Annotated in this window: 16 protein-coding genes and 1 other RNA gene; 11 read left to right on the top strand and 6 right to left on the bottom strand. The window is 67.2% G+C overall.

What is annotated here, in order from left to right; all coding sequences use genetic code 11:
* Positions 1-29 precede the first annotated feature (29 nt).
* Positions 30-1,013, bottom strand: coding sequence for a phosphatase PAP2 family protein (locus ABN034_RS25370; protein WP_349693485.1), 984 nt, complete (start codon positions 1,011-1,013; stop codon positions 30-32).
* A 155-nt stretch (positions 1,014-1,168) separates the two neighbouring features.
* Between ABN034_RS25370 and ABN034_RS25375 the strand changes: the two genes are divergently transcribed.
* Positions 1,169-1,783: a cellulose binding domain-containing protein gene (locus ABN034_RS25375; protein ID WP_349693486.1), complete on the top strand. Its 615-nt coding sequence runs from the start codon at positions 1,169-1,171 to the stop codon at positions 1,781-1,783.
* A 249-nt stretch (positions 1,784-2,032) separates the two neighbouring features.
* Here the strand turns inward: ABN034_RS25375 and ABN034_RS25380 are convergent, their stop codons facing one another.
* A complete protein-coding gene (locus tag ABN034_RS25380) occupies positions 2,033-4,444 on the bottom strand; it encodes a beta-galactosidase (protein WP_349693487.1) in 2,412 nt (803 codons plus the stop codon).
* Between the two features lie 132 nt (positions 4,445-4,576).
* On the opposite strand from ABN034_RS25380, the gene ABN034_RS25385 reads away from it, so the two are divergent.
* From ABN034_RS25385 to ssrA, 6 genes are all read left to right on the top strand, one after another.
* The gene (locus ABN034_RS25385) at positions 4,577-5,644 is read left to right on the top strand and encodes a LacI family DNA-binding transcriptional regulator (protein ID WP_349693488.1); all 1,068 of its coding nucleotides are present in this window, start codon (positions 4,577-4,579) and stop codon (positions 5,642-5,644) included.
* Positions 5,641-7,326, top strand: a complete 1,686-nt coding sequence (locus ABN034_RS25390; RefSeq protein WP_349693489.1) for an ABC transporter substrate-binding protein — start codon at positions 5,641-5,643, stop codon at positions 7,324-7,326. The genes ABN034_RS25385 and ABN034_RS25390 overlap by 4 nt, the downstream gene beginning before the upstream one ends.
* A gap of 222 nt (positions 7,327-7,548) precedes the next feature.
* Complete coding sequence (locus ABN034_RS25395; protein ID WP_349693490.1) at positions 7,549-8,544, top strand: ABC transporter permease; 996 nt, start codon at positions 7,549-7,551, stop codon at positions 8,542-8,544.
* Entirely contained in the window at positions 8,541-9,473 is a 933-nt protein-coding gene (locus ABN034_RS25400; protein ID WP_349693491.1) for an ABC transporter permease, read from the top strand. The genes ABN034_RS25395 and ABN034_RS25400 overlap by 4 nt, the downstream gene beginning before the upstream one ends.
* 5 nt (positions 9,474-9,478) lie before the next feature.
* Positions 9,479-11,341 carry an ABC transporter ATP-binding protein gene (locus tag ABN034_RS25405; RefSeq protein WP_349693492.1) on the top strand — a complete coding sequence of 621 codons (1,863 nt, stop codon included), beginning with the start codon at positions 9,479-9,481 and terminating at the stop codon, positions 11,339-11,341.
* A 379-nt stretch (positions 11,342-11,720) separates the two neighbouring features.
* Positions 11,721-12,094, top strand: a transfer-messenger RNA (tmRNA) gene (gene ssrA / locus ABN034_RS25410).
* Between the two features lie 73 nt (positions 12,095-12,167).
* Here ssrA and ABN034_RS25415 read toward each other — a convergent pair.
* Positions 12,168-12,458, bottom strand: coding sequence for a hypothetical protein (locus ABN034_RS25415; RefSeq protein ID WP_349693493.1), 291 nt, complete (start codon positions 12,456-12,458; stop codon positions 12,168-12,170).
* Positions 12,459-12,799: 341 nt separating this feature from the next.
* Between ABN034_RS25415 and ABN034_RS25420 the strand changes: the two genes are divergently transcribed.
* Entirely contained in the window at positions 12,800-13,258 is a 459-nt protein-coding gene (locus ABN034_RS25420) for a peptidoglycan-binding domain-containing protein (protein ID WP_349693582.1), read from the top strand.
* Between the two features lie 4 nt (positions 13,259-13,262).
* On the opposite strand, the gene ABN034_RS25425 is transcribed toward ABN034_RS25420, so the two are convergent.
* Both ABN034_RS25425 and ABN034_RS25430 read right to left on the bottom strand, forming a co-directional pair.
* Entirely contained in the window at positions 13,263-14,210 is a 948-nt protein-coding gene (locus tag ABN034_RS25425; protein ID WP_349693494.1) for an anti-sigma factor RsbA family regulatory protein, read from the bottom strand.
* A complete protein-coding gene (locus ABN034_RS25430) occupies positions 14,207-15,037 on the bottom strand; it encodes an MEDS domain-containing protein (RefSeq protein ID WP_349693495.1) in 831 nt (276 codons plus the stop codon). Before ABN034_RS25430 ends, ABN034_RS25425 begins: the two co-directional genes overlap by 4 nt.
* Before the next feature lie 596 nt (positions 15,038-15,633).
* Here ABN034_RS25430 and ABN034_RS25435 point away from each other — a divergent pair.
* From ABN034_RS25435 to ABN034_RS25445, 3 genes are all read left to right on the top strand, one after another.
* The gene (locus ABN034_RS25435; RefSeq protein ID WP_349693496.1) at positions 15,634-16,221 is read left to right on the top strand and encodes an HdeD family acid-resistance protein; all 588 of its coding nucleotides are present in this window, start codon (positions 15,634-15,636) and stop codon (positions 16,219-16,221) included.
* Between the two features lies 1 nt (position 16,222).
* Positions 16,223-16,783: a hypothetical protein gene (locus ABN034_RS25440; protein ID WP_349693497.1), complete on the top strand. Its 561-nt coding sequence runs from the start codon at positions 16,223-16,225 to the stop codon at positions 16,781-16,783.
* A 114-nt stretch (positions 16,784-16,897) separates the two neighbouring features.
* Positions 16,898-18,079: an esterase-like activity of phytase family protein gene (locus ABN034_RS25445; protein ID WP_349693498.1), complete on the top strand. Its 1,182-nt coding sequence runs from the start codon at positions 16,898-16,900 to the stop codon at positions 18,077-18,079.
* Here ABN034_RS25445 and ABN034_RS25450 read toward each other — a convergent pair.
* Positions 18,051-19,844 (bottom strand): sulfatase, encoded by a 1,794-nt coding sequence (locus ABN034_RS25450; RefSeq protein ID WP_349693499.1) that lies wholly within the window; start codon positions 19,842-19,844, stop codon positions 18,051-18,053. The two genes, ABN034_RS25445 and ABN034_RS25450, sit on opposite strands and share 29 nt — an antisense overlap.
* Positions 19,845-19,855 lie beyond the last annotated feature (11 nt).

Raw genomic sequence — 19,855 nt, forward strand, 5'->3', positions numbered from 1 at the left:
TCGGCGGCTTCGGCGGCTTCGGCGGAGGATCAGTGCGGGCCTGTCGTGACGGCGTTTCGCCTCGACGGTCCGGGTGGCTGTGACGTGTCCCGGCTCGGCACCACATGGTGCACCGTCGCGAGCACCATCACCATCACCATGCACGCGGTGCCGGCGATCCCCGCGGCTGCTCCGGAGTACGCGGCGAAGAGGCGGCGCCAGCTCAGGTTCTCCGGAGCGGGGTGAGGGGTCTGATCGGTGATGCCGAGCGCGACCGCCGCGACCGTGAGCATGGCCAGGCCGGCGACGAACAGCAGGGTCAGCGCGTACGGATGAGTGCCGTCTGACCAGGACGTCCCTGATGCCGGTGAACAATGCCTTTCCCTGCCGGACGGCGGAGTCGAGCGCTCTGACTCGCGCTCGGTGACGACCAGGACGAAACCGGCAGCCGCGGACCACGCACCGACGACGAGGAACGCGGCGACGGCGTCGCTCGGCCGGTGCCACCCCTCGGCGAGCGTGGCGATTCCGACGAGGGCGGCGTAGCAGGTGCCGGCGAGTGCCACCCCGCCACGGAGCCGCGGCGGTAGGACGAGCACCGCGGCGACCGCCATCGAGGCGGCGACCGTGGTGTGCCCACTGGGCAGGCTGTTGAGGTTGGTCTCCACCCCCTCGACGCCCAGATCCGGTCGTTCGATGACTGAGCGTTTCAGCAGCTGGGTGGTGACGTTGGCGCCCACGATGAGCAGGGTGGCGACGACGGCGAGCCGGTACCGACGTCGGGCGAGCGCGACGAACCCGATGGTGACCGTCGCGGCGATGACGGAGACCACCGTGATGGTGTTGAGGGCCCTGGTGACCAATCCGTCGACCCTGGTCTGTCCGATGGATCTGCCCAACAGGGCCACCGCGTCGAGGGTCTGACCGCCCGCGGTGCGTACGAACACCCACCAGATAACGGCAAGCGCCCCGACCTGGGCGAACGCCAACAAGACCAGCCAGACGGCAAGTGGCCAGCGGGTGCGGGACGGCATACCGCCACGCTAGACGAGCCTGCGCGCGAGAAGTGCCACCATCGACGCCGTGGCACAATCGTCCGTGTTCGGCGCATGCGGGTCCGGCTGGGGGGTTTGGGCCCGGTCAAACGTCTGGCGGAAACCGGCTCTGCCGGTCCAGGGGAGGGACCACCATGGAGCGCCGCAAGGTGCCCACGCTGTCGACGCAGGAGCGCACGATCATTCTCGTGGGCGTGATCGCGGCCGCGATGGCCACGACGTTCGTTCTGGCCGCCGTCTTCGCCAGCAGCGGGTCGAGCACACAGGCACGTCTGGACGCCACGGCGGCGACGCCCACCGCGTCGACCACACGGGCGACACCCGCTGCCGACTCCGCACGTACTCGCAGCACCGCGAGGGCGACCTCACCCTCACCCACCGCGTCCCGTCGGTCCTCCGCGGCAGGTGTCGCACCGGATCGCGGTCGTGACCGGCCCACCGTGACCTTCCGGCCGGCGAGCAGCTGGGACGACGGATACGTGGGCGTCGTCACGATCACCAACACGACCGCGGCACCGTTGACGTGGCAGCTCAGCTTCGAGCTCCACGATGCCGAGATCGACGACGTGTGGCAGGCCACCCTGGACCAGTCCGACTCCGGTGTCGTGGTCGCGCAGGGCCTCGACTACAACGCGGTCGTCGCGCCCGGCGAACGAGTGGAGTTCGGCTTCCGCGCCGAGGGCACCGACCGACCACGGGTCGGTGACTGCACCCTCAACGGCCAGTCCTGCCGCATCCGACGCGGCTGACTGACAGAGCTTTGCTCGCCGGGCAGACGAGCCTCTCCTGAGCGGTGAATGACCACGCTGCCCATGCCTGTACCACCATGCACAGGTGTCGACGCCTGTCTGGATACCGCAGACTCACTCAGCGTGGTCATTTGCGCGGGACAGGCATGGGCAGCGTGGTCATTTGCGCGGGACAGGCATGGGCAGCGTGGTCATTCGCCCGGCTTTGCGGCGGTCAGGCATGGGCAGCGTGGTCATTTGCGGCGGCCGTCAGGTCCAGGTCACGGTCACGCCATCGCCAACCTCCCCGGACGTGGCGCGGACGAGCTGCAGACCGGCTTCCGTCCACACCTCGGCCGGCCCGTCGACGGCGAGCTTCCGGTCGGACTCGAACGCCGCGACAAGAGAGCCTTGACGCGGAGTGAACCGCACCGAATCCCCTTGCAGGGAAGCGATCTCACTCGTGGCATAGGCGAGCCGCGCACCGTCGAACGCCAGGTCGACCGGCAGCATGAGGCCACGCCGTCCCGGCAGCGAAACCTGATGCCCGCCGAACAGCGGCCGGCCGTTCTCGGTCAGCCCGAAGACCGCGTCGTAGCCCTCGAGGTTCAACGCGTGGATGAAGCGCTCGCCGGCGTCGTTCGCGGTCGAGGTGATGAGCAGGCTCGCCCGTTCGGCGTCGTGGCGCAGGGCTGGCGCGCAGCCCAACCGTTCGACGGCACTGCGGTAGAACCCGATGTCGCTACCGGGATAGCTGGTGGTGAGGACGACCGCCCGGCCGTTGCCGACGGGAATGTCGAAGCCGCATCCGTGGCCGGAGTCGTACTCATACACCACGACGTCACCGCGCTCGGCGTCGAAGAGTTGCGCGTAGGAGACCGCCACCTCCGGGCGCGGTGCCGCCCAACCCCTGGCGCAGACCGAGAGGAAGTACGCATGGTCGCCCTGACGGAAACCCTGCGGGACAAGGCCGAGCGCGTCGCGCAGGACCGTGCACTCCCGACCTTCCAGGTCGTACGACGGAACCTCGCCGACGAGCAGCAGCTTCCCGCCACCGGACAGGTACGCCGCGAGCGACTCCTGTACCCGCGCGTCGAGATAGCGCGCGGTCGCGAGCACCAGAACGGGTACGGCCTCCGTCCCGAGGGGTGTGTTCTGCAGGTCGACAGCACCGTGCCGGTAGCCGGCGAGCAGCAGCGCGCGCGCCATCAGCTGGCCCGGTCCGCCGAACCGGTACCGGGAGAGGTTGTCGACGATCTCCCGCATCGCCGTGCCCTGCGGGTAGACCGACTCGGTCATGAAGTAGTCGGGGATGAACCCCATCGCGAGGTCGTCGTGTTCCTCGTCCATCGTGGCGAGCTTCGCCGCGACCGCGCGCACGGCGTGCACGACCTCGGCCGTACGCGGATATGTCAACCCCAGTTGGCCTTCCGGGCCCACCGGCGCTCCCACGCCGTGCCGTTCGCCGGTGAAGCTGATCCGGTCGTTGCCGTCACCGACCGGCATGTCGAGGCGTGGGTTGATGCCGCCTGCGAACAGGTAGTAGTTGATCAGCCGGTTGCCCTGGGCAACGCAGAGCCGGGTCTTGAGGTCGATCGTCGAGGGGTCGTGCAGGTGGGTGAGGTCGCGACCGTAGTCACCGTCCCCGGCTTCGAACTCGAGCGACGTGAGCGGCTGGTCGGAGTCCTGCACGGCGTCGCCGAACGCGTTGATCAGGTAGAGGTCCGCGGCGTTACGGGTCGTGAGGTCGCCGAGGTAGTGGTCGGAACCGGCCAACATGCCGGGTAGCCCGGAGTAGCTGTCCATCAGTTGGCTGATGCCGATCGGGTAGTCCCAGGCGCGTCCGTGTCCGGTGCCATGGATGTTGACGAAGAACGGGACGCCCGTGACGCCTTCGGCCTCGGCGTACTCCCGCAGCGTCGCGAAGTAGCGCGCGAACCGATCGCGCATGTAGGTGCCGAGATCGGCCATCAGGGCGGGTGCGTAGTCCTCGCGCGGCGACCTGATGCCTTCGGCGCGTGCGGCGGCGTCGGTGAGGTCGAAGGGGTAGCGCGCGGCGAGTGCGTCCGCGTCATACCGCTGACCCAACCAGCGGGCGAGGTCGTCCAGCAGGTGGTCGGTGAGGTCGGGGGAGTTCGTCACCCATGACAGCATCCCGACCTCGTTGTCGAGTTGGACGCCGATGATGGGCCCACCGTTCGTCACCAGGCGCGATGCCAGCACCGGCATGACCGCGGCGTACCACTTCCTGGCTTCGGCGAGGTACGCCGGCGCGAGGTAGTCAACAGTGCGGCTCGTCACCCGCGCTCCGTCCCAGGTCACCGGGTGGATCTCGGGGTTCTCGGTGTAGAGCCGGAACGGCAGGCCCTCGTTCTTGAGCTCGGCCATCAGGAACGGCCCGGGACGGGCGAGGAAGTACAACCCGCGTTCGGCGCACATGTCGATGAACGCGCCGAGGTCGAGCTCTGGCCGGGTCCGGCCATCGAGGTCGAAGCTGCCGTCGGGCTTCTCGTGACAGAGCCACGGAATGTACGACGCCGCGGTGTCGCAACCAGCCGCCACGAGCTTGTCGAGTCGGTCCCCCCAGTCCTCGCGGGCCAGGCGGAAGTAGTGCACCTCCCCACCGAGCAGGACGCGAGGTGAACCGTCGATCACGATGCGCTTGCGGCTGATCTCGATCACGAAACGCTCCTTCACAGCCTCTTGCGGGTGCATTGCTCGGTCGTTACGATCCTGAAAACTTTGCACTGCAAACGTTTACCGCAACACGTTACACGGCCGCCTGACCGGCCTGTGAACGTCGACAGGATGGCGATGGGCAAACGAGGTCCGACCTTGCACGAGATCGCGGCGGATGCCGGGGTCTCGATCGCGACCGTGTCGCGGGTCGCGCGAGGAGTGGGCCAGGTGTCACCCGCCACCCGGCGCAAGGTCCAGGAGGCGATCGACAAGTACCACTTCCGGCCGAGCCACGCCGGACGCGCGCTCGTCGAACGTCGGCACTCCGCGCTCGGCATCGTCTTCCCCGGCTTGTCCGGGCCCTACTACTCCGATGTCATCAACGGCTTCGAGGAAGAGGCCATCAACGCCCGAGTGAGTGTCCTCATCATGGGCACACACTTCCTGCGGCAGTCCGTCGACATGGTCCTCGACATGGCCGACCGCGTGGACGGTCTCGCGGTCATGGGCGGAGTGATCCCGGAAAAGGCCGTCCGTCGCCTCACCGACCGCGGTGAACCCGTTGTCCTGTTGGCGAGCGGCCCGATGGTCGGCGTTGCGACCGTACGTACGGAGAACACCGCCGCAATGGCGCGGCTCACCACCCACCTGCTGGCCGACCACGGCTACGAGCAGCTGGTCTTCGTCGGCAACCCCGACGGGTCACCGGACGCCACTGCGAGGTGGCAGGGTTTCCTGCAGGCGCACAGGCGTACCGGGGCCGAACCCCCAGGTGAGCCGATCCGGACGGGACTCCAACAGTCACACGGGTTCATCGCTGTCAGCAGGTTGCTCGACGACGGCGAGCAACCACGCGCGATCGTCTGTGCGAACGACGAAACCGCCCTTGGCGCCGTCGTCGCCGTCATGGACCGCGGGCTGCGGGTGCCCGAGGACATCGCGGTCACCGGGTTCGACGACATCCCGATGGCTGGGCTCATGGCGTCCGGCCTCACCACCGTCCACCAACCCATGCGGGAGCTCGGCGCCGAGACGGCGCGACAACTCCTTCGCCATGTGGAGGGACAGATCGATGCGTCACTCGACCGCGTGCTCGAGACGCAGGTCGTGATCCGCGGCAGCTGCGGCTGCGGTGCGGACGAGTACGGGGATGCACGGCTCCACGGGGGATCGTTAGCAAAGCGATCCAGGAGGACTACGTGAATAGACGAGCTCGGGCACGATGGACGGTCGCCGGCTTGCTGTCACTTGCGGTGACGGTGGCGGGCGCCGCGTGTGCTTCGCCAGGTAGTGAGCAGAAGCCGGAATCGGCCGCCAAAGGCATGATCCCCCAGCTCAGCCTTGGGAAGTTCAGCGAGCTGGAAACCCCGCAGCGCATCTTCAATCCGTATCTACCGACCACGAGCACCACCTCGTGGACCTTCGAGTCGTTGTTCGACATCAACGAAATAAGCTGTGAGGCCAAGCCCCTGCTGGGCACGTCGCACGAGTGGCAGGACCCGGCCACTCTCGTCGTCGAAACCCGATCGGGAGTGAAGTGGTCCGATGGGCAGCCGTTCAGCGCAAAGGACGTCGAGTTCACGTTCAACATGCTCAAGGCCGCGCCGGCGTTCGACTTCCAAGGTCTCTGGCAGAAGCTCGAGAGCGTCACCGCGGACAGCGACAGCCAGGTGACGTTCTCCTTCAAGGATGCCGCGGTACCGACGTTCAACCAGATTGCCGAAGGCGTGCCGATCGTCCCTGAGCACATCTGGTCGAAGCAGGACGACGTGGAGAAGTTCACCAACCCGGATGCCGTCGGGACTGGTGCGTTCAAGGTCAAGAGCATCAACCCACAGCAGCTCATCCTCGAACGCAACCCGGACTACTGGCAGGCGGACAAGATCAAGGTCCAGCAGCTGAAGTTCACCAAGCCGACCGGTAGTGCCGAGGTCGAGAAGCTCCAGCTCAGTCGGGGAGAGTTCGACTGGGCTGCGATGTTCGTACCGGACATCGAGAAGACCTATGTCGCGAAGGATCCCGAGCACAACAAGTACTGGTTCGCCTCGGGCGGCAACATCAGCCTCTACATGAACCTCACCAAGAAGCCGTTCGACGACGTGGAGTTCCGTCGCGCGCTGACCTACGCGATCGACAAGGACGAGATCAAGGAGAAGCCGCAGTTCGGCTATGTCGAGACCGCGAGCCAGACCGGTCTGACCTACTCCCTGCACGACGAGTGGATGGCGCCGGGCATCGAGGACAAGGGCTACGTGCCCTTCGATCCTGAAGAGGCCAAGCGGATTCTCGCCGAAGCGGGATACGAGGCCGGCCCTGGCGGCAAGTTGCTCGGCAAGGACGGCAAGCCGCTGCCCTCCTTCACGTTCAAGGTGCAGGCCGGCTGGGTCGACTGGATCCAGGCGGCGCAGATCATCGAGAAGAACCTCAAGGCCATCGGCATCACCATGAGGGTGCAGAACTCCAACCCCGATGTGGTGGGGGAGGACGTCGGGTCCGGCAACTTCGACATGGCGTTTGGCGTGTTCGGCGGCGACTGCAACCTCTACAGCGCCTACCACGACCCGTTCGCAAGCAGCCAGACCGCGCCGATCGGTAAGCCGGCGCCGACCAACATGATCCGGTGGAAGGACGCCGAAACCGACGAGCTGCTCGACCAGCTCGTCAAGGCCGAAGATGAGGCCGCACAGAAGGAGATCGTGCACGGACTCCAGCAGATGATGGTGGAGAAGGTGCCGACCATCCCGCTCTGGTACGGCGCCAAGTGGTTCGAATACCGCACGGAAAATGCGGTGGGGTGGCCCAGCGAGGAGGATCCGTACGCCGGGTCGGGTGACTCCCTCGAGATCATGACTCACCTGCGTCCCCCGGGAGACAGCGGTAGCTGAGGATCCTGGACATGAGGCCGGGCGGCATCCGGCCGGCCTCATGTCGGTCGCCCAGACACTCGGCCGCTGCGCAGGCGGACCCGAGGCTGTGCTCGTAGCGTTGGGCACAGCTCGGGCCCGCCGCCTGCGAGGTCGTCGTGCGCTCTGGACAACACGCGAATCCCGCGACAGGGCGACCAAGGGAGTGCGAGCTATGAGAGCGCGAGCAATGAGAGGGAGCGCATGCGCTATTTCTTGAGCCGATTGGGCTTCTTCGTCCTGACGTTGTGGGCGGCCGTGACGCTGAACTTCATCATCCCTCGCCTGCAGCCCGGTGACCCCGCGAAGAACATGGTCCAGCGGCTCACCGGTCAGACCGAGGCGGTCGATCCCGCCGCCGTGAAGGCGGTCCAGATCATGCTCGGACTGCCGACCGGCTCCCTTTTCGAGCAGTACATCGAGTACCTCAAAGCCCTCGCTCATCTGGACTTCGGGGTCTCCTACACCTACTTTCCGTACAGCGTGACGCACGTCATCGTCCAGGCGCTGCCCTGGACGATCGTGCTGGTGGGCGTCACCCACGTGCTGGGATTCATCATCGGCACGTTTCTCGGTGCGGCCGCAGCATGGAGGCGCAACACCAAGTTCGACGCCGTGGTCAGCCTGGGCTCGACCTTCCTGGGAACCATTCCGTTCTTCTGGACAGCGCTGATCCTCATCTATGTGTTCGCGTTCTCCGTGCAATGGTTCCCGCCCGTCGGGGGCTACAGCGGAGCGATCGAGCCTTCGCTGTCGTGGCCCTTCCTGTACGACGCCCTCTATCACAGCCTGCTGCCCGGACTCGCGTTGCTCCTCACGGCGCCGATCGGCTGGATCCTGCAGATGCGCAACAACATGGTGCACACGCTCGGGGAGGACTACACGCGGTTGGCCCAGGCAAAAGGGCTCCGGACGCGTCGGGTGATGCTGACCTACAGCGCCAGACTTGCGATTCTGCCCAATGTCACCGGCTTCGCCCTGGGCCTCGGCGCGATTCTCGGCGGCACGCTCATGGTCGAGATGATCTTCGGATATCCCGGCATGGGGCAGCTCTTCTTCACTGCGATCACCAACCGCGACTATCCGCTGATGCAGACCATCTTCCTTTTCACCACGATCGGTGTGCTGCTCGCCAACCTCTTCGCGGACATCCTGTACGGCATCCTCGACCCGCGGGTACGACGGGAGGCACAGGCATGACCACCCCTTTCGGCCAGGTGCAGACGGCTGAGGAGTCCAGCGCCGAGATCGCCCGCGAAGCCGCCGTGGTTCGCGCGTCACGGATGCCTCGGTGGCTCACCATCCTGTGGGCCAACAAGAAGAGTCGGCTCGGTCTCATCGTGTTGGGCATGTTCGTGCTCGTGGCCGTCCTGGCGCCGCTGGTGGCGCCCCACGATCCGCGGGTGAGCGACTTCGCGGGGACCCTTCCGCCCAGCGCGACGCACCCGCTGGGTACGACGGCCAACGGGAACGACATCCTCTCGCAGTTGGTCTACGGTGCTCGCACGTCGATCGTCGTCGGACTCCTTGCCGGCCTTCTGGTCACCCTCATCGCCTTGCTGATCGGACTGACCGCCGGCTATCTGCAAGGCGTTGTCGATGAGGTCCTGTCCTTCCTCATCAACCTTGCGCTGGTCGTGCCCGTGTTGCCCCTGATGGTCACGTTGGCGGCGTACTCACCAGAAGGCGTACGCGGACTCTGGCTGATCATCTTCGTGATCTCGGTGACCGGCTGGGCGTGGGGAGCACGGATCAAGCGAGCACAGATTCTCACCCTCCGGGCACGTGACTACATCACAGCCGCAAAGTTCGCCGGCGAGGGCATGGGTCGGATCGTCTTCGCCGAGATCATGCCGAACATGATGTCGCTCGTGGTGGCGGGATTTCTCGGTGCGGCCGGTGGTGCGATCGGGGCCGAAGCGGGCCTTGCGTTCCTCGGCCTCGGGGATCCGACCACGGTCAGCTGGGGAACCATGCTCTTCTGGGCGAACAACTCCGGAGCCATGTCGACCGGACAGTGGATCTGGTTGGGAGCTCCCGGGCTGGCGATCGCATTCCTGTTGACGTCGTTGACGCTCGTCAACTTCGGTGTGGACGCCCTGAGTAACCCACACTTGCGGGAAGGGTGACACTGGTGACGACAGTCCAGTCGAGGCCGAGCACGTCGAGTCTCATCGACATCCGCGAGCTGTCGGTGTCCTATGGCGCCACCCGAGCGGTGCGGGAGGTCTCGTTCCAGATCGGCGATGGCGAGTTCGTCGGCCTGCTCGGGGAGTCGGGAAGCGGCAAGACCACACTCGGCAACGCAATCCTGCGGCTGCTTCCCGCGCCTGGCACGATCAGTGGCGGCACCATCAGCTTCCTGGGAAACGACATCACCACCGCTTCGCAGGAGGAGTTGCGAAGGCTGCGGTGGCGCGAGATGTCGACCGTGTTCCAGAGCAGCATGAACTCTCTCAACCCGGTGTTGACCATCGAGACGCAGTTCCGCGACGTCATCGAGGAACACACGTCGACCCGCGGGTCGGACGTCCGGCGACGGGTCGCCGAACTGCTCGAGACCGTGATGATCGACCCGTCGTACATGCGGTTCTATCCGCACGAGCTCTCCGGTGGGATGAAGCAGCGGGTCGCGCTCGCGTTGGCCCTCGCGCTGGAACCGCGGTTCGTCCTGCTCGACGAGCCCACCACGGGCCTCGACGTGATCGTGCAACGATCGATCCTGGACAACGTACGAGCCCTGCAACGCAAGCATGGCTTCGCGGTCCTGCTCATCAGCCACGATCTGGGCACGGTGATGGAGGTCTCCGACCGGGTGATGGTGATGTACGCCGGCAAGATCGTCGAGGACCAGACCTCGGCGACGATGCTGGCCGAGCCGATGCATCCGTACACCCGCGGGCTGTTGGGCGCCTACGCCGATCCGCGGTCGGAGACGGTGGAGATCGCCTACATCCCGGGACGGCCGCCGGACCTGTCGCTGCCCGGGAGTGGGTGTCTCTTCGCGCCTCGCTGTCAAGAAGCGATTGACAGGTGCAGCGTCGACGAGCCGGCGCTGCTGGCGATGGGCCCGGGCGAGGCGGCATGCCACGTCGCCGAGGCGGGTTACGCCGGGGGAGACGGGCTGCGTGAGGGCGCACTTCGGGCGGGAGAGATCTTCACCAAGTCAGTCAACCGCGAGGCCCGGATCGACCAGCGTACGCCGATTCTGGAAGTCGACGGCGTGCACAAGCAGTACCGCACCCGGCGTGGGTTCAAGGTCACCACGACCGACGCCTTGATCGACGTGTCGCTCACCCTGCGGGCGGGAACCGTGACGGCGTTGGTCGGCCAGAGCGGTAGCGGAAAGACGACGCTCGCGCGGATGGTCACCGGTGTCGAACGCCCGACGACTGGCACGGTGAGTTTCGGCGACCTGCGGGTCGACCGGCTTCGCGGCCGCGGTCTCCGGGCGTACCGCAAACACATCCAGCTCGTCTTCCAAGATCCGTTCGCCGCCCTGAACCCGACCCACACCGTCGGGTACACCCTGAGTCGCCCGTTGGCGAACTACCGCGACGTTCGACGCCGCGATCTGGCGGGCCGGGTCGCGGACCTGCTGGAGTCCGTCGGGCTCTCGCCGGCCTCGATGTACGTCGACAAGTACCCGCACCAGCTGTCCGGCGGGCAGCAACAGCGGGTCGTGGTGGCGCGGGCGCTCGCGCCGGATCCGGAGATCATCGTCGCCGACGAGCCGATCTCGATGCTCGACGTGTCGATCCGGGCGGAGATTCTGGAGCTTCTCGACGGGCTCGTCCGCGAACGTGGTATCGCGATGCTCTACATCACCCACGACCTGCTCAGTGCGCGGGTGCTGGCTGACGAGGTGTTCGTCCTCCACCAGGGCAAGCTTGTCGAAACCGGACCCACACTGCAGGTGATCCGCGAAGCACGTGACGACTACACCCGCAAGCTGCTCGACGCCATCCCGAACCCGTTCGCCGCACAACGTGGATAGACGTGGCAGGGAAGCGTGGGTACGCGGTGCGGGCCGGCGCACCGCGAGTGCCATGATCAAGCGCGGGAAATCGGGGGATTTGCCGGGACAGATTGCCCGGTATCCCACGCATGATCATGAACCCACTCGCTTGCCGGCCTGCGCCCCCGCCTCCAAGCGCTGGCGGGACTACTACCGCCCTCTGCCGGACGGGCTGGCCACCGCTGCCATACCACGTGCTGAGGCCACGGCCGCGGACATGCCGACCCCGCCCGCTACGGCCTGCCGCCGCGGCTTTGGCGCCGGCGGCGGGAATGCGGGTGATCCTCGGGCGCGTTGACGATATGGTGGGCTCGTCGGAACGGTTCGTCCGTCCTCGGCGGGTTTGACAACTCAACAGGGGGGTGAATGGTTTCGACTTCGCTCGATCGCTTCAGGAGAAGCGGGCCGAGGACCCAGGGTCATCTCGTTAACGATCCTTGGAAACCAATAACTGCCGATTCCAAGCGCAGTGACTTCGCCCTCGCCGCTTAAGGCGAGCTAACGCGAAGGGTCAGCCCGGGGACGCCTCCGACCCGGATCCTGGCCTCATGAAGGAGGCTCACCCGCACGGATCGGCCGCGGGGCCGTGCGGGGACATTCACTGCGGCTGGGCCTGTCGGCGACTTGCCTGCGAGAGCGCCGGGGCCGAGTAACACGACTATGCAGGCTGCGCCCGGAGAAGTCCTGGAACATCGACGAAGGACGCGGGTTCGAATCCCGCCACCTCCACCGTGTGAAAGCCGCGGCCGGCACCTGCCGGCCGCGGCTTTCGCGTGTGCGCCGCTGCTTGCCTGAGCGACGACCGTCAGCTGGCGCAGATCGTGACCGCCGTGAGGTCGTTCGCCGACAGTGACTCGACGTTCTTCGCGGTGATCCTCGTAGACGAGCGGGCCGTACGACCTGGGTCTGCGACCAACTGCGCCAACATCGCTTCGAAGATGACGGTGTGGTCCGTCTCGTCCTGCTTGGAGAAGCCAGCGCAGTGGGCGATCGTGTCGCCGGGGCAGGAGATGATCTTGACGGATGTGGTGCCGGACTGCCGGCTGACCACCTCGTAGCCGTCCGGAGCGACCGCGTACACGGCAACCCCCGGCATCCGTGTCCGTACTCCGGCCCGCCAGCACCAGGTCGGCGACACTGCCGTCGGTCAACCCGGCGGGCACCACGACGGCTGCGACCAGTCCGGCCGCGATGCCGAGCAGGGCCAACCGGGTGACGCTTCGTGCCTTCATGATCTGCTCCCACTCGCTCGAGGCTTGGGTGATGTTCCCCGTACGCCAGAAGTCGTCGAGGGGTTCTCAATCGGGTCGGATCCGCGGGTCCCAGTCGGGCGTAACCGAAACAAGATCAGCCGGACCTGTGGGTGAAACGGTCGTGCACTTTGGCGGGGGGATTATGAGCAATGTCCTGGTAGCGGTCGCCGTGAGCGTCCTCGTCATGCTCGGCGGCTGTTCCGATCGTCAGGACCGGTCGTCGAGTGGGCTTCCTGCGGCGGACCGCACGGCGTCCCCCTCGACGACATCGGCGCCCGCCACAGCCACGCCCGGCCCGCCTTCGCAAGTTCCCCGGACAGGGTCGCCGTCGGCCCGCGGGACGGCGACGCCGCAGTCCGAGCCCGCGCCTCCACGTGTCACTCCGCGGGAGGCAGATCCCAAGCTAGGTGTCGGATCCCTCCGGCGTGGTTCGCAGGGCGAGGCGGTCAAAGGGCTGCAACGTGACCTGAACGCCGTCATGGGATGCGGATGGCTGGCCGTCGACGGCGACTTCGGGCCGCTGACCGAGTCAGCCGTACGGGTCTTCCAACAGACATTCGGGCTTGTCGTCGACGGCGTCTACGGCCCGCAGTCGGCCGCGATGATGACGTTACTGAGAGGCGACGGGCCAGGTTGCCCGTAGCCCGTCATCGTCCGGTGGTCAAACGTACGCAGAATCCTTCGGAGGTACGGGCCGCGTCCACGTGGTCGGAGAGCCGCCGGGCGAGCCAGAGTCCCTGGCCTGGCTCGGCGGCGTCGGAGGAACCGGGCAGGTATCCGGCGAGGGGGTCGTTGAATCCGGTGCCGTGGTCGGTGACGGTGCACAGGAGCCGTTCCGGCGAGGTCCACAGCCGGACCGACACCGGCCTGCGCCCGTGGCGGACGGCATTGGTCGCGACCTCGTTGATGGCGTAGACGAACTCCGCCACGGAGCTCTTCGGAACGGCCGAACCGGCCAGGCAGGCGCGATGGATCCTCCGCCGCGCGTCCGCGAGGTTGGTGAGGTCGGGGATGTGCACGTCCGGTGGAGCGGACGCCAGGGGATCGGGTCCGGGTGGGGGCATGCTGCGCAGGAAGTCGGTGGGGTCCACGTACTGCGGGTTCGCGATCCGCTCCTTCGTCGTCATGAGGTGCGGGTGGGTGCGTTCGCCGGCATGCACGATCTCCTCGGGGAGTACGCGGGTGTCGTACATGCAGACGCCCCACAAGGGATACCGTGCCAACGCCTGGTTGATGACCGACTCGAAGCGCGCCCATTCCGCCCACTGCGCGGGCGTGGGACCGAAGTCGACCTCCCCGACTCCACGCACCTGGCTGATGCCGGCGTCAACCTCGGCTTGCAGGGTCTCCTGGTACCACGCGATCGTTGCGGCGGGTCGGCCGCTGGAACCGGGCCGGGGGAAGCACACGACGCGCGGATCGTCGTCGAGCGCGGTGGTGAGCAACCGGTTGATGTGGTCGCGACATTCCACCAGGACGGTCTCGTCCCGGGCGAGACCTTCTGAAAGGAACGGAACCGCAGCGGTGAGCAACTCGTCGTCAGAGGCGTAGAACAGGGCGTCGTGTACGTAGTTGGACGGCTTGGGCTTGGTCATAGTGCCGCCTCCCCCGCCAGTTCGACGCGGACGCGCCGGTCGACTCCGAGGGCCCGGATGAACCACTCGATGTCGGTAGGTGGCGCGACGAGCAGCACCCTGCCCCCGCAGGCGCGGAAGCCCTGCGTGCCTTCGACGAGGGCACGCGCGGCGACAACGCTGAGGAAGGTGACCCGACTCAGGTCGAGCCTGAGCACACCGGGCGAATCCGTCCCGGCCGCGCGAAGGACCGCGGCGAGCAGGTCGGAGGTCGAGGCATCGAGCTCGCCGGCGAGGACCAGGTGGTCGGACTGGCCACCGGTGTGCAACTGGGACGCGCGGACGCCTCTCACATGGGTGGATGCCACCTCATGGAGACGGTCGTCGGTCAGCATCGCCCGGTCGTACTGGCACAGTGCCGAAACCGGGTGGGTCCGGCACATTTCCTCCATGGCGGATTCCAGTTCGTGGTGCCTCGTCTTGGGAAGAATCGACAGTGCGGCGTTGGCCTCAGCTGACAGCCGAACCGCCCGATAGCCCTCGGCAAGTGCCATTTCGACGAGCGGTAGCTGACCATCGGGTGAATAAAATTCGTGAAGTGGCAGCAATTCGAATTGCTTGCGTCGGAGAGCGCCGTTGATGTTGATGTTCTGGTTCGCCAGCAGCGTCAGAATTGAGCGGGCCGGCGGCTCGTCCTCGAGTTGGGTGTAGATGATTTTCTCGTCGCGCTTCAGGCCATGCCGTACCCACGCGGCGAGTTCGAGATGCCGCTCCGGCTCCGTCTGGTGCAGCAGCAGAAGGTGGCCGTCCCAGCCGAGAGCGCTTTGGAGTTCCTCGCTAAACACCACAGCTTTTACCCGTTTCGTGGCGTGACGCGGAGCCTGTGCCTCACGCTGTCACTAGCATACGACGCTCACCTGAGCGTGACAGTGACTGCCAGGCCCAGCCGATTGGTTCATCGCCTTCGTGCCTGCCGTTACCTCTTCGAATCGTCAGCGGGCTCACCCCGGGTGGATGACATTTTCGCTCCGGAATATCGCCAACCTGAGGGCGCCGATCCGTGAAAATGGATGAGGTTCTTGTCGGATCGACAACGGAGATCTCGTCGTACGCACGCATTCAGTCCGGTCGTACGACCTGAGGGGACGCCAGCAAAGGCGACCCGCACCAAAAGGGGGCGAAAGCGATGCCGTCTGATCCAGTCTCGGGTGGCTCGACCGGATCGGGACGCCCGTCCGAACCGTCCCGGCCCAGCTCGGACGAAGCGCCGCACGGCACCCGCCGTGACATCCCGGAACAGACATCTCCGCAGCAGTCGTCCGGAAGCGAACGACGCGCGGCCGAAGGGGCCATTCCCGCTCAGGACGAACGCGGACGGGAACAGCCGAGAGCGCGGGACCGCAACCGTCGTCCGCCGACGACCGGCCGCGGCCCGAGTCGCGGCATGGCGACCGTGCTGTTGGCGATGGGCGACAGTTGGGGTTCGGTCATGTTCCTCGGCGTCGCGAGCATCGTGCTGGGCGTGCTCGTGATGGTCTGGCCGGGGGCGACGCTCGGCGTGGTCGCGATCCTGGTGGCCCTGCAGATCCTGCTTTTCGGCGTGTACTGCGTGGCGCACGCCATCACCGCGGAAGACGGTGAGGGGGGCGGACGCGTCCTGGCCGCTGTGATGGGTGTGGTGGCCCTCATCGTCGGCGTGCTCGCCCTGCGCGACCTGACCCACACGGTCGTGGCGCTGGCGACTCTCCTCGGGTTGTTCTGGATCGCCGTCGGCGTCATCACCGTCATGTTGGCCTTCTTCGGACGGGCCCGACCAGGGCGTGGCCTCACGGTCCTCTCCGGGTTCCTCGCGATCGCGGCCGGGATCGTCGTCCTCGTCTACCCGAGCCCGTCGTTGGTCGTCCTGACGGTGATCTTCGGCTGCTGGCTGGTGGTGTTCGGTGCGCTCACCGCGGGTGTCGCGTGGCAGATGCGGCGCGTCGGGAGAGGCGACGGCCGGACCCCGAACCAGCACGCGGTAGCTACCGGCTGACGTGGCCGGCTCCGTCCGTACAGGTTCTGTCCGGACCGGTCGCGTCCGGAAGGAGACCGACTACGCCGGTGCCGTCTACGGATCGCTTCTCGCCGCCGCGGTGGTGGTGGGCGCGGGCGCCGATGGCACCCCGCTCGCGCCGACGGATCTGGCGATCGCCCTGGTCGGGACCGGCGTGGTGTTCTGGGCCGCCCACGTCTACGCACGCGTGGTCGGGGAGCGGCCGCGCTCGGGTTCACCAGGCGCCGGTTCGCGGAGTGACTCGCGAACTGAAGCTGTCAGTCTGACCGCGCAGCGAGTGGGTGACGTCGCCCGCAGGGAGTGGCCGATGGTCGAGGCTGCTCTGCCGCCGGCGGCGGTGGCGCTGATCGGCGGTTTCGCCGGCTTCTCGGCCGGGGCGGTGACGTGGGCCGCGCTCGGGATCGCCGTGGCTGGCCAGGTCGGGTGGGCGATGGTCGCGGCGGCGGCCGCGGGAGTACGCAGGCGAGGGGTCGCCGCCTCCGGCGTGGGCAACCTGGTGCTCGGCCTGCTGATCGTCCTGCTGGAGGTGGGCCTGCACTGAGACCTCGTAAGCGCTGCGCCCAAGCGCCGCGAGAGTGTCCGGAGGATGAATGCTGTGACACGTTCGGGCTCGGGTGATGGCCACCTGTCGGCGGGCTCCGGTTGGATGGGAGCCATGAGACTTCGCGTCCCCTTTGCCGTACGAAGACTGGTCGTCGCCGTCGCTGTTGTCGCCGTGACGGCGGTCCTGGCAGCCGTGCCCGCGACCGCGGCTCCGGCGGAGTCCGCGGAACGCCCGGACCGGACGCCCGTCCGCGTCCTCGGCGAGGAGACCATCCCGAAGGGCCTCGCCGTCGACGGGATGCCGATCGGCGAGTTGTCCGGGATCGACTACGACGCCCGCAACGACCTGTGGTATGTCATCTCGGACGACTCCGAGGAAGCACCGGCACGCTTCTACACCGCCGACCTCGACCTCGATGCCCACGGCCTGTCACGGGTGCGCTTCGTCGGCGCCACCCGGATCCTGCGCACGGACGGCACGCCGTTCCCGCCGCTCGCGAGCGACGACTCCGAAGTGGCCGATCCCGAGGCGATCCGGCTCGACCCCCGCAGCCGCACGCTCTACTGGTCGAGCGAGGGCAAGCGGGACGTTCCCACCGACGGCTCACCGGCGGCGCTGGTCGATCCGTGGGTACGCCAGATGACACTCGGCGGGCGGCACCTTCGTGAGTTCGGCCAGCCGTCGCAGTTCACGATGAGCGCCGGGGAGCAGGGCCCTCGCCGGAACGCCGTCCTCGAAGGGCTGACGCTGACCGCCGACCGCCGGGAGCTCGTGGCTTCCCTCGAGGGGCCGTTGTACGACGACGGCCCGCTGCCGACGCCGACGACCGGTGCGGTGAGCCGGTTGACGTGGTACGACAAGCGGAGCGGCGCGCCCGTACGGCAGTTTGGCTACGACATCGATCCGATCCCGGCGGTGCCGGACCCGCCGACGGCCGGAGCGGACAACGGCGTCGTCGAACTGCTCCCGATCGACCAGCACCGGCTGCTCGTGCTGGAGCGGGCGTTCATCTCCGGTGTCGGCAACAGCATCCGGCTCTACGCGATCGACGTGCGGGGCGCGACCAACACCCTCGACGACACCAGCCTCGCCGACGGTGACTACCGACCGGTCCGCAAGCGGCTGGTGGTCGATCTCGCCGACCTGGACCTGTCCCACATCGACAACGTCGAGGGCATGGCGTGGGGCCCGCGCCTCCCGACCGGCGAACGTACCCTGGTCCTCGTGTCCGACGACAACTTCAACTCCCCACAGGTGAGCCAGGTCATCGCTCTGGCTCTGCGCGTGCGCTGACCGACGCCAGTCCGGTGGCGAGCGTACGCAGGCGCACGCCGTCGAGGACGCCTGGTGCCATGGCGGCGACCTCCCGAAGGGACAGGTGGGCGAGCGTCGCCAGCCGGGGGTTGTCGAGCAGGCCGGGAACGGCGGCACGCATCGCGGTGACCGCGTCGGGATCGGCCAGGAGATCCGACACCGGCGTGTGCAGGTCGTAGCGCCCGACCGGCAGGTCGTCGAGGTCGGGGAGGGGCGCGCGCACCTGTGTCACCCGTTCGTACTGCTGCCGCAGCAGTAGGTGCTCGGGACCGACGTCGCCAGTCGCGGGCAGGCCGAGCCGCTCGAACTGGTCGGCCGGTGCGTCGTTGGCCCGCATCAGCGCGACCATGAGCCCGGCCATCCGTAGCTCGACGGCGTCGTCGACCAACGGATGATCCTGGTGCGGGTCGGTCTCGAGGTCGAACAGCATCGACCCGTGTGCGAACGTGTTGACCTGCGGCTGTCCCGCGACCCGCATCAGCCGACAGCCCTTGGTGAAGTCGAACGGCTCGGCGAGCTCGATGTCGCGCAGCTCCTCGGGGGAGAACCGACGCCGCATGTGGGTGGGCATCAGCGTGTGCTCGTAGAGGGGACCGTTGGTCTCGTCGACGCAGGCGCGCATGTAGACGTGGCGGCCGTCGGTGACGTTGACATGACCGCCGAAGCTGCCGAAGAGCCCCGCCTCGCGCACCGGTACGTCGGTGGCGATCGTGTCGCGCAGGGGAACGCCCTGGATGTCAGGCGGGCGTACGACGTCGAAGTAGTCCAGCAGGGTCGGCGCGAGGTCGATCGTCTGCACCAGGCTGCGCCTGCTCTCACCCGCGTGGCCGACCCGGGGATCCCAGACGAACAAGGGGTTGTGGATGTTCTCGTCGTACCACGGTTGGACGTTCTTGGCCCACCAGCCGTGCTCACCGAGCAGGAAACCGTGGTCGGTGCAGACGATCAGCATGGTGTCGTCCCACAGCTCGAGCGCGTCCATCTGGTCGAGCAGCCGGCCGAGGGAGTGGTCGCACATGCTCAGCAGGCTGGCGTACTCGTACCGCACGTGCTCGACGACGTCTGGCCGTTCGGTGACCCGCTTGTAGTCGGGCCAGTCGTGGTGCGGGCCGGCGTAGGCGTGCGGGTAGAGATCCTTGTACTGCTTGTACGTGAAGAACGGCTCGTGCGGGTCGAAGGTCTCCAGGTGCAGGAACCAGTTGTCGTGGCCCGCGTTCGTCCGCAGGAACTCGACCCCCGCATCGAAGGTCCGCGTCTGCGGATGGTCCTCCTCGGTCTGCAGGTAGCCACGGTTGATCCAGTCCTGCCGCCAGGTCTCGCCGCGGGCAAGTTTCACGGCGTCGGGGATGTCCGGGTCGCCGACGTGGCCCTTCCAGGCGTCGCCCTCCTGGCCGCGGAAGAACTCCCAGGAGTTGTAGCGTCCGTGGTAGGTCGCGCCGCCGTCCTCCCAGTAGTGCTGGTGGTCGGTGGCGAGGTGGGTGTAGATCCCCTTGCCACGAAGGAGTTCCGGCATCGAGTCGTCGAAGGGTTCCAGCGGGCCCCAGCCGCGGTGCAGGAAGTTGTAGCGCCCGGTGTGCAGCTCCCGGCGGGCGGGTACGCACGGCATGCTCCCGCCGTAGCAGTTGTCGAACCGCACCGAACGCTGCGCCAGCCGGGCGAAGTTGGGTGCGTGCACCCAGTCGTTGCCGTAGGGCGGGAGATAGCGCCGGTTCAGCGTGTCGAACAACACCAGGATCGCTTTCATGGGATCGCCTT

The organism is Actinopolymorpha sp. B11F2 (genome assembly GCF_040195635.1).
Lineage (GTDB): Bacteria > Actinomycetota > Actinomycetes > Propionibacteriales > Actinopolymorphaceae > Thermasporomyces.

Coding starts and splice junctions, on each gene's coding strand:
- ABN034_RS25450 (WP_349693499.1), bottom strand. CDS start 19,844: ATGAAAGCGATCCTGGTGTTGTTCGACACGCTGAACCGGCGCTATCTC.
- ABN034_RS25415 (WP_349693493.1), bottom strand. CDS start 12,458: ATGCCGGGGGTTGCCGTGTACGCGGTCGCTCCGGACGGCTACGAGGTG.
- ABN034_RS25395 (WP_349693490.1), top strand. CDS start 7,549: ATGCGCTATTTCTTGAGCCGATTGGGCTTCTTCGTCCTGACGTTGTGG.
- ABN034_RS25425 (WP_349693494.1), bottom strand. CDS start 14,210: ATGACCAAGCCCAAGCCGTCCAACTACGTACACGACGCCCTGTTCTAC.
- ABN034_RS25435 (WP_349693496.1), top strand. CDS start 15,634: ATGGCGACCGTGCTGTTGGCGATGGGCGACAGTTGGGGTTCGGTCATG.
- ABN034_RS25375 (WP_349693486.1), top strand. CDS start 1,169: ATGGAGCGCCGCAAGGTGCCCACGCTGTCGACGCAGGAGCGCACGATC.
- ABN034_RS25445 (WP_349693498.1), top strand. CDS start 16,898: ATGAGACTTCGCGTCCCCTTTGCCGTACGAAGACTGGTCGTCGCCGTC.
- ABN034_RS25400 (WP_349693491.1), top strand. CDS start 8,541: ATGACCACCCCTTTCGGCCAGGTGCAGACGGCTGAGGAGTCCAGCGCC.
- ABN034_RS25370 (WP_349693485.1), bottom strand. CDS start 1,013: ATGCCGTCCCGCACCCGCTGGCCACTTGCCGTCTGGCTGGTCTTGTTG.
- ABN034_RS25420 (WP_349693582.1), top strand. CDS start 12,800: ATGCTCGGCGGCTGTTCCGATCGTCAGGACCGGTCGTCGAGTGGGCTT.
- ABN034_RS25385 (WP_349693488.1), top strand. CDS start 4,577: ATGGGCAAACGAGGTCCGACCTTGCACGAGATCGCGGCGGATGCCGGG.